Source organism: Pseudomonas monachiensis (assembly GCF_047345015.1).
In the GTDB taxonomy this organism is placed as follows: Bacteria; Pseudomonadota; Gammaproteobacteria; order Pseudomonadales; family Pseudomonadaceae; genus Aquipseudomonas; species Aquipseudomonas monachiensis.
This window is the reverse complement of record NZ_CP178857.1, coordinates 3,357,786-3,370,883: the sequence shown is the minus strand read 5'-3', so window position 1 is coordinate 3,370,883 and position 13,098 is coordinate 3,357,786. Positions and strand designations below refer to the sequence as shown.

The window sequence follows — 13,098 nt, the reverse complement described above, 5'->3', positions numbered from 1 at the left end:
AGGGATGGGTCGTTCTCAGCGTTTCACAGCAACCGGCTTGTGCAACTCAGCCCGCTTGCTCAGCAAATCAAACACCGCCGGGTACGCCGGCCGTTCGATGTAGCGCCCGGCGCCACGCTCGGCCCGCAGGTCGCCGTCGGCCCAGACCACGCGGCCCTGGCTGATGGTGTGGCTGGGCACGCCGCGCACGGTCTTGCCTTCGAAGATGTTGAAGTCCACCTGCTGATGGTGGGTCTTGGCGGAAATGGTCCGCGTGCCTTGCGGGTCCCATAGCACCAGGTCGGCATCGGCACCCACGCGTATCGAGCCTTTGCGTGGGTAGAGGTTGAAGATCTTCGCTGTGTTGGTGGAGGTCAGCGCGACGAATTGCTGCATCGAAAAGCGTCCGCTGTTCACGCCTTCCTCCCACAACACGGCCATGCGGTCTTCGATGCCGGCGGTGCCGTTGGGGATCTTGCTGAAGTCGTCGCGGCCAGCGGCTTTTTGCTCGGCGCAGAAGCAGCAGTGATCGGTGGCGGTGGTGTGCAGGTTGCCTGACTGCAGGCCATGCCAGAGCGCCTCTTGATGGCCGCGAGGACGGAACGGCGGGCTCATCACGTAACCGGCGGCGGTTTGCCAGTCCGGATCGCGGTAGACGCTGTCGTCCAGCAGCAGGTGCCCGGCCAGCACTTCGCCGTAGACCGGCTGGCCCTTGCCCCGGGCGTAGGTGATTTCGTCCAGGGCTTCCTTGGTCGAGACGTGGACCAGGTACAGCGGCGTGCCCAGGGTTTCGGCGATGCGGATCGCCCGGCTCGCGGCTTCGCCTTCAACCTGGGAAGGACGCGACAGGGGATGCGCTTCCGGCCCGGTGATGCCCTGGGCCATCAGCTTGCGTTGCAGGTGATACACCAGTTCACCGTTTTCCGCGTGAACGGTCGGCACTGCGCCCAATTCCAGGCAGCGTTCGAAACTCGCCACCAGGGTGTCATCGGCGGCCATGATCGCGTTCTTGTAGGCCATGAAATGCTTGAAGCTGTTGACGCCGTGCTGGCTGACCAGCTCGGCCATTTCCTCGCGGACCTGTTCGCTCCACCAGGTGATGGCGACGTGAAAGCCGTAGTCCGACGCCGACTTCTCGGCCCAGCCGCGCCACTGATGGAAGGCTTCGAGCAAGGATTGCTGCGGGTTGGGAATCACGAAGTCGATGATTGAGGTGGTACCGCCGGCCAGTCCCGCCGCCGTACCGCTGAAGAAGTCTTCGCTGGCCACTGTGCCCATGAAGGGCAGTTGCATGTGGGTGTGCGGGTCGATGCCGCCGGGCATCAGGTATTGGCCGCTGCCGTCGAGCACTTCGGCGCCTGCGGGTACATCGAGATTTTCGCCGATGGCCTTGATCACGCCGTCTGCGCAATACACATCGGCGCGATAACTTTCATCATGGGTAATAAGGGTGGCGCCACGGATCAACAGAGACATTCCGAGTTCCTCGCAGGCAATGACCGGCTTATGCCGGTTCTAGATGTTCTATTTAAAAAACAGCCCGGCCAGATTGATTCCTGTCAGTACTGTCAGGATTAAACGCTAGCTGCAGTTTTACGAATCGGCAAGAATATTTTTTATAAGCTTATTCTGTTACTAACTTATTGATATTTAAGTATTAAATTTAAGAATCACCAAAATGGTGAGGCTGTTCACCATTTTGACGCACTTGACAGGATCGAAAAATAGTCAAGATTTCTTATGTGAAATCAGCTGTTTGAGTATGGTCTATGGTTGATGCGCAGCCATTGAAAAAAAGATCAATGCACCAGTTTGAGTCCTGACTGTTTCGACAACTTGCCTGGCATTCGGCCTGAGTGGCCTGACAAATAGTCGAGTCAGCGAATAAAACTGATAAACATCAGTGGGTTGCAATGTGTTTATGGAACTGCCCGATGCGTATTCGGGGTACACGGCACGTTTATTGATGTCGCCAGCCCCCGATGAGCAACAATAATCAAAAGAACAGTGGAGCGGCCATGCAACAGATCAGATCGCAAGTGACCGAGCGCGACGGCTTGTTCGAGCTTGAAGCCGGCAGCGATGTCCTCGACAGTCCCCGTTACAACCACGACATTGCACCGACCAAGGTGCGCGAACGCACCTGGAACAAATGGCACATCACCGCGCTGTGGGTCGGCATGGCGATCTGCGTGCCGACCTACACCCTCGGTGGCGTGCTGACCGCGTACTTCGGCCTGTCCGTCGGTGAAGCGCTGCTGGCGATTCTGTTTGCCAACATCATCGTGCTGATTCCCCTGACGCTTAACGCCTTTCCCGGCACCAAGTACGGCATTCCCTTTCCGGTGTTGCTGCGCTCGTCCTTCGGCGTGCTCGGCTCCAATATTCCGTGCCTGATTCGCGCCCTGGTGGCGTGCGGCTGGTTCGGCATCCAGACCATGTTCGGCGGGCTGGCGATTCACCTGTTCCTCGGCTCGGTGTTCGAGGGCTGGAAGTCCCTGGGCGGCACCGGCGAGGTCATCGGCTTCATGGTGTTCTGGGCGCTGAACCTGTGGGTGGTGATTCGCGGCGCCGAGTCGATCAAATGGCTGGAAACCCTGTCGGCTCCGCTACTGGTGCTGGTGGGCGTAGGCCTGTTGGTCTGGGCCATGCCCAACGTGTCGATGACCGAATTGCTGGCAATTCCGGCCAAGCGTCCCGAAGGCGCCGGCGTGGCCAGCTACTTCGCCGCCGGGCTGACGGCGATGGTCGGCTTTTGGGCCACGCTGTCACTGAACATCCCGGACTTCAGTCGCTACGCGAAAAGCCAGAAGGACCAGATCGTCGGGCAGATCATCGGTTTGCCGCTGACCATGTTCCTGTTCGCGTCCCTCGGCGTGGTGATGACCGCCGCGTCGGTGAAACTGGTGGGGGTGACGGTGTCCGATCCGGTGACCTTGATCGGCCATATCCAGAGCCCCGTTTGGGTCGCACTGGCAATGGCGCTGATCATCATCGCCACGCTGTCGACCAATACCGCAGCCAACATCGTGTCGCCGACCAATGACTTCCAGAACATCGCGCCCAAGGCGATCAACCGCACCAAGGCAGTATTGCTCACCGGGTTTGTCGGGTTGGCATTGATGGCCCATGAGCTGCTGAAAAAACTGGGCCTGATTGTCTCGGACGTCAGTCTCGAAACCGTCTATTCCAACTGGTTGCTTGGCTATTCCAGCCTGCTGGGGCCGATCGCCGGGATCATGGTGGTGGACTATTTCCTGATCAAGAAACAGCAACTGGACCTTGCGGGCCTGTATCGCGATGACGTGTATCCGGCGTGGAACTGGAGCGGGTTCATCGCGTTTGGTGTGCCGGTGGTGCTGACGTTGTTGTCCCTGGGCAGCGATGCGTTCAGCTGGTTCTACAGCTATGGCTGGTTTACCGGCTCGGCGCTGGGTGGGGTTATTTATTATGGGTTGAGTGTGATGCGGCCCAGCCCGTCTGTTGCGAAATCTGCGGTGTGAACACCGGCCCCATCGCGAGCAAGCTCGCTCCCACAGGTCTTGTGAACACCCGAGAACCCTGTGGGAGCGGGCTTGCTCGCGAAGACGGCCGCACAAACACCAACAAATTGCCTGAAGAAACACACAAGAACAGCCTGAGGAGATCATCATGAACGCGGCCGTAGACGTTCTGCAGTCCAGCCATCAGCACATCAACCGCGACCGCCTGTGGCAATCGCTCATGGAACTGGCCAGGCTCGGCGCCACGGTCAAGGGCGGCGTGTGTCGCCTGGCCCTGACCGACCTCGACCGCCAGGCCCGGGACATCTTCGTCAAGTGGTGTGAGGAGGCCGGCTGCACCGTCAGCATCGACGCTGTCGGCAATATCTTCGCCCGTCGTCCCGGGCGCAATCCCGACCTGCCACCGGTGATGACCGGCAGTCACATCGACACCCAGCCCACCGGCGGCAAGTTCGATGGCTGCTTCGGGGTGCTGGCGGGCGTCGAAGTGCTGCGCACCCTCAATGATCTGAACATCGAAACCGAAGCGCCGCTGGAAGTGGTGGTCTGGACCAACGAGGAAGGCTCGCGCTTCGCCCCGTGCATGATGGGTTCCGGCGTGTTCGCGGAAAAATTCACCCTCGAGGAAACCCTGGCCAAGGTCGATGCCGAGGGTGTGACCGTGGGTGAAGCACTGAATGCCATTGGCTATGCCGGCCCACGCAACGTCAGCGGCCACAAAGTCGGTGCCTACTTTGAAGCTCACATCGAGCAAGGCCCGATCCTTGAAGACGAACACAAGACCATAGGCGTGGTCATGGGCGCCCTCGGGCAGAAATGGTTTGACCTCAAGTTGCGCGGTGTCGAAGCCCACGCCGGCCCGACCCCGATGCACCTGCGCAAGGACGCCCTGGTCGGCGCCGCGGTAATCGTCGGTGCGCTCAACCGCGCCGCCCTGAGCCACCAACCTCATGCCTGCGGCACCGTGGGTTGCCTGCAAGCCTATCCCGGCTCGCGCAACGTCATACCCGGCGAAGTGCGCATGACCCTGGACTTCCGGCACCTGGAACCGGCGCGCCTGGACTCGATGATCGCCGAAGTGCGCGAAGTCATCGAAACCACCTGCGAAGAACACGGCCTGACCTTCGAACTCACGCCAACGGCCGACTTCCCGCCGCTGTACTTCGACAAAGGCTGCGTCGAAGCCGTGCGCGGCGCCGCCCAAGGCCTGGGCCTGTCGCACATGGACATCGTCAGCGGCGCAGGCCACGACGCAATCTTCCTCGCCGAACTCGGCCCGGCCGGGATGATCTTCGTGCCCTGCGAAGGCGGCATCAGCCACAACGAAATCGAAAACGCCGCGCCGGATGACCTCGCGGCCGGTTGTGCGGTGTTGTTGCGGGCGATGCTGGCGGCTTCGGCGGCATTGGCTGCTTGATCAGCAAAAGATCGCAGCCTGCGGCAGCTCCTACAGGGGACGCATTCTCCGTAGGAGCTGCCGCAGGCTGCGATCTTTTGATCGTGATTCTTCAAACCCAAATGGCATCCCACAACGGATAATCCCCAATTCGCTTCACCAGCCCTGCGCGCAAGGGATTCATAACGATGTAGCGGGCAGCGTCTTTGATGTCTTCCTCTTTGCGCAGTGCCCGATCGTAGTAGCCGCGTTGCCACACTTGGCCTAAGTCTCCCAACATCAGATTGATCGACCGGCTGCTTCTGGATTTGATGCGACACATAAGCTCGGCCAATGTGCCTTGGTTCAGTTCGACCAACCAATGCAAATGGTCCGGCATCACTACCCAGGCCAAGGAATTTACGGTGGCGCTTTCATCGGCACTGCGCAGTTGACTGACAAGCTGACGTCCCAAATGAACGTCTGAGAACACCGGTCGACGTTGATGAGTGACTGCGGTCAGCAGATAGATACGCCCTGATTCGGAAACCCGAGCTTTACGCAGACGGCATCCTTTTGCAGCGATAGGCATTCCGTTGCCCTCTTTGAACGAGTGGATCATTGAACACTAGCCGAGAGTTTTCGCTCCATTTGCCCGAGGTTTTTCGGTTTGTTTCGAGTAACTTGAAAAGATCGCAGCCTGCGGCAGCTCCTACAGGGGATGCATTCTCCGTAGGAGCTGCCGCAGGCTGCGATCTTTTGATCTTCAACCCACCGCTACGACCTCAAGCTTTTCACTGATCGACAGATCCGCCGGGTGAATCGGTTTGCGCCGATGCCTGAGCATCCCGCCCTGGCGTTGATTCATCACCGCCGTCATCTCCGCGAGTATCGACAGCGCCACGTTTTCCGGTGCATCGCCACCCAGGTCGAGGCCCATCGGGTAATACAGGGCGCACGTGCCCGGACCGATTTCAGCCAGCAAGCGCTCCGTGCGCTCCTTCGGACCGAGTTGGCCAAGGTAGGCGGGCGCGGCTTGCAACAGTTGTCCGAGCCAGTGCCGGTCCTGGCAATAGCTGTGGGTCATCACGGTCACGGCGGCGCCGTCGGTCAGGGGGCGCAGGTCGAACGGGTTGTCGAGGCTGGCGAAGATCACCGCATCGGCCTGGGGGAAGCGTTCGGGGCGAGAGAAGTGGCTGCGACTGTCGATCACCGAGACGTGCCAGTTCAGCAGTTTGGCCATGCGCACCAAGGGCTGCGCGTCGTGGCCGGCACCGAAGATCACCAAACGAGGTGGCGGGGCGATGTATTCGAAAAACACTTCGACTTCACCACGGGCGTCGGTGTAGAGGCGTATCGATGATTTTTTTTGCGCCAGTGTCTTGCGCAGGTCCTGGCGAATCGCGATTTTCAATGGCAGGTTGCGCAGGGTGCCATCGGTGTCGGACAGCAGACGGTCACCGACCCGCGCCGAGGCATTGCGAGACGTGGCGATCACCGTGGCCATGGCGGCCGGTTGTTGACTGTCACGTACACGGCGCAGCAGTTCGATTGCAGGTGAAGGCGACTTTGCGTGCAGGCGTTCAAGCATGACGAATACCGTGCCGTTGCAACCCAGGCCAAAGGTCAGGGCGCTTTGCTCATCGTCCTCATCCTCGGTGGCGCCGGTGCTGTAGCGGCGCACCACGGGTTCGCCGGAGTCGGTCAGCCACCAGGCTTTTTTCGCCAGGTCCTGCTCCAGGCAACCGCCGCTGACGGTGCCGACGGTGCGGCCGTGCAGGGGAATGAGCATTCGTGCGCCGGGGCGGCGATAGGCCGAGCCTTCGACCTTGACCACGGTGGCGAGGATGGTTTCTTCGCCGGCCTGGGCGCCGGTGTCGATGGCTTGTAGAAGTTCATTGAGGCCGGACATGGCATCTCTTCCTGAAAATGAACGCGATCCTGTAGGAGCTGTCGAAGGCGGCGATCTTTTGACCTTGATCTTAAAAAAAGCAAAATCAAAAGATCGCAGCCTTCGGCAGCTCCTACAGGGGGATTTGTGTTGGTGGTGGGTCAGTCGTCCACGCTCATCAACTGCCGCACCCCATCCCACGCCTCGGCCCGCATCCGCTGCACATCCAGCCCCGGAATCACGCCGTTATCGACCACCACCCGGCCACCGACCAGGCTGTACTTCACCGCAATCGGTTCGCCCGCCACCACGGGCGCCACGGCAATGTCGTGGAAGCCGAAGAAGCGCGGATGGTCCAGACCGTAGATCACCAGGTCCGCCGCCTGACCGATTTCAAGGGTGCCGACCGCACCCAGCCCCAGCACCTGTGCACCACCCGCCGTGCCCCAGTGGATGACATCTTCGGCGGTGGTGGCCGAGGCGCCTTGCCCGGCCCGGTGAATCAGCCACGCGGTGTTCGCTTCACCGACCATGCTTCCGGATTCGTTGGACGCCACGCCATCCACGCCGAGGGAAATCGGCACCCCGGCTTCGAACATCTGCGGCACCGGTGCCACGCCGCTACCCAGGCGCGCATTGCTCACCGGGCAGTGGGAAATGCCGGTGCCGGTTTGCGCGAGCATGCGGATTTCACCGGGTTGCAGGTGCACCGCGTGGGCGAACCACACGTCCGGGCCGAGCCATTCGTGTTCGGCGACGAACTCCACCGGCAGGCAGTTATATTTCTCGCGGCAGAAATTCACGTAGTTCTGGGTTTCCGACAGGTGCGTGTGCAGGCGCAAGCCAAGGCCCCGGGCGGTGTGGGCCAGTTCCCGCAGCAGCGTCGGCGGCAGGGAAAAAGTCGGCGTGGTCGGTGCGACGACCACCCGGCGCAAGGCGTCCGGGGTGTCCTGGTGATAACGGGATTTCAGTCGTTCGATGTCACCGACCATCTGGTCCAGGGTTTCCGGTTGCAGCGCGGTCTTCGAGAAACCCGGATGGGCGCTGGCCGACTCCAGCGCGCCGCCCCGGCACAGCACGAAACGCAGGCCGAATTCCCCGGCCATGTCGAACAGCAGGTCACCGGTCTCGGTGCTGCCGTTGGCATGGTAGAGGTAATGGTGATCGGCGCAGGTGGTCACCCCCGACAGTAGCAACTCGGCCATGCCCAGTTGTGCGGCGATCCGCGCCAATTGTGGGGTGAAGCGGTTGAGGCGCGGGTAGGGCACGCTGGCCAGCCAGCCTTGCAGGTCCTGGTTCAAGCCTTCGGGCACGGCTTTGAGCAGGTTCTGGAACAGGTGATGGTGGGTGTTGATCCAGCCCGGATACACCACCGAGTTGCGCGCATCGATCACCCGTTCACCGGGTTGCGCGTCAAGGCCGGCGGCCATTTCGGCGATGCGACCGTTGACGATGCGGATATCCACGGCGCCGGCCCGGGCCCGTGGGCCGCGCAGGCCGGTCATTACCGCCAGCGGGTTCTTGATCAGGATGTTTTGCAGTTCAGTCATGGTCGGCTCCGGTCAGAGGCTGTGGGTGGCGGATTTGCTGGCGGCGGCATCAGGCACGCTGACACCGTTGAGGGTGGCGTTGAGCAACACCGACACCAGGCAGGCGATGACCACGCTGCTGTGCAGGAACGGCTGCGACCACTCGGGCAGTTGCTTGAACAGGGCCGGGGCCAGCACCGGCACCAGGGCGGCGGCGATGGTGAAGCCGACGATCAGCACGTTGTAGCGATTGCGCTCGTAGTCGACCTTGGCCAGGGTCTGGATCCCCGCCGCCGCGACCACGCCGAACATGGCGATCCCGGCACCGCCGAGGGCTGCGGTCGGCATCGAGGCGATGATCGCGCCGGCCTTTGGCACCAGCGCCACCGAGCACATCAGCAGGCCGCTGACCGCGACGACCCAGCGACTGCGCACGCCGGTGAGGATCACCAGCCCGACGTTCTCCATGAAGGCAATGAACGGAAACGCCGCGAACATCCCGGCGATGGTGCTGGCCAGGCCATTGGCGCGCAGGCCGTTGATCACCTGTTTTTCTTCCACCGGTTTGTCGACGATGTCGCCGATGGCCACGAACAGCCCCATGGACTCGACCATCTGCACGATCATCACCACCACCATGGTGGCGATGGGGATCAGGCTGAAGGTCGGCAAGCCGAAGTAGAAGGGGTACGGCACGGTGAGCCATGGCGACTCCTGCACACTGTGAAAACTGCCCATGCCCAGCCCGTAGGCCAGCGCCGCGCCCACCAGCATGCCCACCAGCACCGCCATATTGCGCAGCATCGGGCTGCCGTAGCGGTTGACCAGCAGGATGCTGAGCAATACCACTGCCGCAACAGCCAGGTACGCCGGTGCCCCGAAGTCGCTGGCATGCCGCCCGCCGCCGACCCACTCATAGGCAATCGGGAACAACTGCAAGCCGATCACGGTGACGATGCAACCGGTGACCACCGGTGGAAAGAAGCGCCGCAGTCGACCCACGAAGGGTGCCATCAGCATGGTGAAAATCCCTGCGCCGATCACCGCGCCGCAGACTCCGGCGAAACCGACTTGCGGGTTGGTGCCGATGGCGATCACCGGCCCCACGCTGCTGAACGCCACGCCCTGCAGGATCGGCAGGCGCACGCCGAATTTCCAGAAACCGACGGTTTGCAGCAGGGTGGCGATGCCCGAGCAGAACAGCGTGGTGCTGATCAGCACCACGGTATCGGCCTGTGACATCTTCAAGGCGCTGGCGACAATCAACGGCACGGCGATGGCGCCGATGTACGAGACGGCCATGTGTTGCAGGCCGAGGGTGAGCATTTGCCGTACCGGCAGAATCCGGTCGACGGGGTGGATGGTGGACGTTACAGGGGTATTGGCTGACGACATGGGGAATCACCTCTTGCTGTTTTTATGCTGTAGAGAGGGGTATTCGTTCTGATGCCGGAGAGTTCAGGTTCACAGTGATCCCGGTGGGAGCGGGCTTGCTCGCGAAAGCGGTGTGTCAGTCAACGAAGATGTTGAGTGTGACGGCCTCTTCGCGAGCAAGCCCGCTCCCACAGGTTCTGTGTTGCCTTGACCGATTGGCATCAGTCATTCGTGTGCCCGGAACCGCCATCCACCGGCTCCGATGCCTTTTTTCAGCCTGCCAGGCAGGCGGCAAAGCCCTGGTTCAGGGCCGCGCGGTCCAGGTCGCGGCCGATGAACACAATCTTGCTGGAGCGCGGTTCGGTGCCCCATGAAGTGGAGGCCCGGAACTCGACGAGGCTGTGCACCCCTTGCAGCACATAGCGCTGGTCTTGATCGGCCACCGCCAGCACGCCCTTCATGCGGTACAGGTTGTCGGCCTGCTCGGTACGCAGTTTCGTGATCCAGCGATGGAAATCACCGAGGTTGACCGCGCCGTCCACGGCGATGCCCACCGACGACACGCTCGGGTCGTGCTCATGGTCGGGCTCGTCATGGTCGTGATGATGCTCATCGGCGCGGTGGTCGTGTTCGGCGCCGATTTCCATGAGTTTCTGCGTGGACTCGAAGGCACCGATACCAAGGATCTTCGACAGATCGATCTCGGCGTAGCTCGAGGTCACCAGGTCCGCCGTGGCATTCAGGCCCCGGATTTTGTCGCTCAGGGACGCCACTTCGGCGGCGCTGACCAGGTCGACCTTGTTGATGACGATGCGGTCGGCGCAGACGATCTGGTCCACCGCCTGGTTGTCCACGCCGTCGAGTTGCAGGTCTTCCAGGTGCTGGGCGATGTGCTTGGCATCGACCATGGTGACGATGGCGTCCAGTTCCACTTCATCGGCAATCGGGTCGTTGATGAAGAAGCTCTGGGCCACCGGGTAGGGGTCGGCCAGGCCACTGGTTTCGATCAGGATGTGGTCGAGCCGCACGGGCCGCGCCACCAGTTCGCGGACGATGCGCACCAGGTCCTCGCGGACCTCGGCGGTGCAGCACACGCAGCCGTTGACCATCTCGTAGATTTCTTCGGTTTCGGAGCTGAGCACCAGGTCGCCGTCGATGCCGACTTCGCCGAATTCGTTTTCGATCACGGCGATCTTGCGTCCGTGGTTTTCCTTGAGGATGTAGTTGAGCAGGGTGGTTTTGCCGGCGCCGAGGAAGCCTGTGAGGATGGTCACCGGGATTTTGGTGTTCGGGGTCGGGGCGTTGAATGGGGTGTTCATGTGATGCTCCTTGGTAACGATCGGTCGGAGTGCTTTCAACTGTGGGAGCGAGCTTGCTCGCGATGAGGCCATATCAGCTGGCATTGATGCGGACTGACCCACCGCTATCGCGAGCAAGCTCGCTCCCACAGGGGGTTGGGTGTTCTCTCCAGCGTCGCGCTGTCCCGGCGTCGAGGCCGAACAGGTCGAGGACACGGCCGAGGCTGTGGTCGACCATTTGCGCAAGGTCTTGCGGGCGGGCGTAAAAGGCCGGCACGGGCGGGGCGATGATCCCGCCCATCTCGGTGATTGCCGTCATGTTGCGCAGGTGGGCGAGGGTCAGCGGGGTTTCCCGGGCCATCAGCACCAGGGTGCGGCGTTCCTTGAGGGTGACGTCGGCGGCGCGGCCGATCAGGCCCGAAGAGGTGCCGGTGGCGATTTCCGCCAGGGTGCGCATGGAGCAGGGCGCCACCACCATGCCCAGGCAACGGAACGAACCGCTGGCGATCCCGGCGGCCACGTCGTCGGCACGGTGGTAATGGCTGGCCAGCGCGGTGACGTCGGCCAGTTTGTAGTCGGTTTCGTGGGCCATGGTCAGCAGTGCGGCGCGGCTGATGACCAGATGGGTTTCGATGTTCAACTCGGCGAGCAATTGCAGCAGGCGCACGCCGTAGATAAAGCCCGACGCACCGCTGATGCCGACCACCATGCGCTGGCGGTTCATGATTGCAGGCCTGCGAGCAGTTGGCGGGCACGCTCGACCACCTCCTGGTCCAGCTGCGCCTTGATCCCGTCGAAACCAGAGCCGCGAGTGGCGTCCAGGCCCATGCGCGAGGTGGTGCCGTTGACCGAGGACGACGGGTCCAGCGGGCTGCCGGGCAGGCCATCGATGACGAAGATGTCCTGATGCGGCTGGAAGTGCGTGGCCAGCGCCCACAGCACCTGGCTGTCGTCGCCGATGTCGATGTCGCTGTCCACCGCGATCACGGTCTTCAGGTACGGGTCCCAGCCGAGCAGGGCGAGCATGATCTGCCGCGCCTCGCCGTCGCGGCTCTGGTCCAGGGCGACGTAGCAGTGGAAATGGGTGCCGGAATTGGGGTAGTGCACGGCGGTGACGGCGGGGAAGCGAGCTTTGAGTTTCTCGCTCATTTCCGCTTCCCGGGGCAGCCGCGCCAGGGTCAGGTGTTCGGCATATCGCCCACCGACCACGTCCACCAGCCAGGCATCCTTGCGCCGCATCAGGGTGTCGACCCGCAGCACATTGTTGGTCGAACGATCCGAGGAATAGCCGCTGAACTCACCGAACGGGCCTTCTTCGGCATAGGCCGTCGGATCGATGGCGCCTTCCAGGACAAACTCCGCAAAGGCCGGCACGCCGATGCCGTAGCGCGGGGTTTTCACCAGCTCCAGCGGCGCGCCGAACAAGCCGCCGGCCACCGCGCGCTCATCGCTACCGAACGGCAAGCGTGCCGCCGCCGCCAGCATGAACAGCGGGTGCGCGCCGACCACCATGGCCACGCGCAATTCTTCGCCGCGCTCCCGGGCGGTTTGCAGCATGCGCCACAGGTGACCGCGTGAATGCAGGCTGGTGGCGAGGGTCTGCCGTGCATGGCGCATCGAGCGGTGATAGCTCATGTTGGCAATGCCGGTGACCGGGTCTTCGGCAATGATGATCGCGTTGGTGATATAGGGGCCGCGGTCACTGTCAAAGTGCTTGAGCATTGGCAGCAGCGCAAGGTCCACGGCTTCGCCTTCGAAGATTTCATCCAGCACCGGGCCGGTTTCCACGTAGCGCGGGGCGATGGGGTTGTTGGCGCGCTTCTGGAAAGTCTCGTGCAATTGCGCCGGGGCAACGCCGAACATCCGGGCGATGCGGGTGCGGGAGGCGAACAGGTTGGTGACCACCGGCGCGCCGAAGTTGCCGACTTTTTCGCAGATCAGCAGCGGATCGCGGCCCTGGGTGGCGAGGGTGTCGACCAGGGCGGTGACGTCCTGGTCGGCTGAAAGGGATTGCCGGACGGTGAGCACATCGTCCGGGTATTGCCGGCGATAGGCGTCTAGAAAATCGTGAAAATCCTGGGTATCGCCGAGCGTCGAGAGGGTCATGGTTTCACCTCGTGAAAAGCAATGCTGTGCGTTCAAGTAACTC

Annotated in this window: 10 protein-coding genes; 2 read left to right on the top strand and 8 right to left on the bottom strand. The window is 62.1% G+C overall.

Going from position 1 to position 13,098, the window contains the following annotated elements; translation table 11 throughout:
* Nucleotides 1–15: 15 nt before the first annotated feature.
* Nucleotides 16–1,455 carry a dihydropyrimidinase gene (hydA, locus tag ACMDB8_RS14935; protein ID WP_056727754.1) on the bottom strand — a complete coding sequence of 480 codons (1,440 nt, stop codon included), beginning with the start codon at nt 1,453–1,455 and terminating at the stop codon, nt 16–18.
* 542 nt (nt 1,456–1,997) lie between these two features.
* Here hydA and ACMDB8_RS14930 point away from each other — a divergent pair.
* Both ACMDB8_RS14930 and ACMDB8_RS14925 read left to right on the top strand, forming a co-directional pair.
* A complete protein-coding gene (locus tag ACMDB8_RS14930) occupies nt 1,998–3,482 on the top strand; it encodes an NCS1 family nucleobase:cation symporter-1 (RefSeq protein ID WP_409078775.1) in 1,485 nt (494 codons plus the stop codon).
* Between the two features lie 148 nt (nt 3,483–3,630).
* Complete coding sequence (locus tag ACMDB8_RS14925) at nt 3,631–4,899, top strand: Zn-dependent hydrolase (RefSeq protein ID WP_056727749.1); 1,269 nt, start codon at nt 3,631–3,633, stop codon at nt 4,897–4,899.
* 91 nt (nt 4,900–4,990) lie between these two features.
* Here the strand turns inward: ACMDB8_RS14925 and ACMDB8_RS14920 are convergent, their stop codons facing one another.
* The 7 genes from ACMDB8_RS14920 to ACMDB8_RS14890 all read right to left on the bottom strand — a co-directional run bounded on the left by ACMDB8_RS14920 (nt 4,991) and on the right by ACMDB8_RS14890 (nt 13,055).
* Nucleotides 4,991–5,449 carry an REP-associated tyrosine transposase gene (locus tag ACMDB8_RS14920; RefSeq protein WP_056728094.1) on the bottom strand — a complete coding sequence of 153 codons (459 nt, stop codon included), beginning with the start codon at nt 5,447–5,449 and terminating at the stop codon, nt 4,991–4,993.
* Nucleotides 5,450–5,623: 174 nt separating this feature from the next.
* Nucleotides 5,624–6,769, bottom strand: coding sequence for an XdhC family protein (locus ACMDB8_RS14915; protein WP_409078776.1), 1,146 nt, complete (start codon nt 6,767–6,769; stop codon nt 5,624–5,626).
* A 140-nt stretch (nt 6,770–6,909) separates the two neighbouring features.
* Nucleotides 6,910–8,298, bottom strand: a complete 1,389-nt coding sequence (locus tag ACMDB8_RS14910; protein ID WP_056727745.1) for an amidohydrolase family protein — start codon at nt 8,296–8,298, stop codon at nt 6,910–6,912.
* 12 nt (nt 8,299–8,310) lie between these two features.
* Nucleotides 8,311–9,672, bottom strand: coding sequence for a nucleobase:cation symporter-2 family protein (locus ACMDB8_RS14905; protein ID WP_056727743.1), 1,362 nt, complete (start codon nt 9,670–9,672; stop codon nt 8,311–8,313).
* 251 nt (nt 9,673–9,923) lie between these two features.
* Entirely contained in the window at nt 9,924–10,970 is a 1,047-nt protein-coding gene (locus tag ACMDB8_RS14900) for a CobW family GTP-binding protein (RefSeq protein WP_409078777.1), read from the bottom strand.
* Nucleotides 10,971–11,043: 73 nt separating this feature from the next.
* Entirely contained in the window at nt 11,044–11,673 is a 630-nt protein-coding gene (locus tag ACMDB8_RS14895; protein ID WP_056727739.1) for a UbiX family flavin prenyltransferase, read from the bottom strand.
* Nucleotides 11,670–13,055 (bottom strand): UbiD family decarboxylase, encoded by a 1,386-nt coding sequence (locus ACMDB8_RS14890; protein ID WP_056727738.1) that lies wholly within the window; start codon nt 13,053–13,055, stop codon nt 11,670–11,672. Before ACMDB8_RS14890 ends, ACMDB8_RS14895 begins: the two co-directional genes overlap by 4 nt.
* Nucleotides 13,056–13,098: the final 43 nt, after the last annotated feature.

What these genes read in the sequence shown, in the direction of transcription:
- hydA (WP_056727754.1), bottom strand. Translation starts at nt 1,455, where the DNA reads ATGTCTCTGTTGATCCGTGGCGCCACCCTTATTACCCATGATGAAAGT.
- ACMDB8_RS14930 (WP_409078775.1), top strand. Translation starts at nt 1,998, where the DNA reads ATGCAACAGATCAGATCGCAAGTGACCGAGCGCGACGGCTTGTTCGAG.
- ACMDB8_RS14925 (WP_056727749.1), top strand. Translation starts at nt 3,631, where the DNA reads ATGAACGCGGCCGTAGACGTTCTGCAGTCCAGCCATCAGCACATCAAC.
- ACMDB8_RS14920 (WP_056728094.1), bottom strand. Translation starts at nt 5,449, where the DNA reads ATGCCTATCGCTGCAAAAGGATGCCGTCTGCGTAAAGCTCGGGTTTCC.
- ACMDB8_RS14915 (WP_409078776.1), bottom strand. Translation starts at nt 6,769, where the DNA reads ATGTCCGGCCTCAATGAACTTCTACAAGCCATCGACACCGGCGCCCAG.
- ACMDB8_RS14910 (WP_056727745.1), bottom strand. Translation starts at nt 8,298, where the DNA reads ATGACTGAACTGCAAAACATCCTGATCAAGAACCCGCTGGCGGTAATG.
- ACMDB8_RS14905 (WP_056727743.1), bottom strand. Translation starts at nt 9,672, where the DNA reads ATGTCGTCAGCCAATACCCCTGTAACGTCCACCATCCACCCCGTCGAC.
- ACMDB8_RS14900 (WP_409078777.1), bottom strand. Translation starts at nt 10,970, where the DNA reads ATGAACACCCCATTCAACGCCCCGACCCCGAACACCAAAATCCCGGTG.
- ACMDB8_RS14895 (WP_056727739.1), bottom strand. Translation starts at nt 11,673, where the DNA reads ATGAACCGCCAGCGCATGGTGGTCGGCATCAGCGGTGCGTCGGGCTTT.
- ACMDB8_RS14890 (WP_056727738.1), bottom strand. Translation starts at nt 13,055, where the DNA reads ATGACCCTCTCGACGCTCGGCGATACCCAGGATTTTCACGATTTTCTA.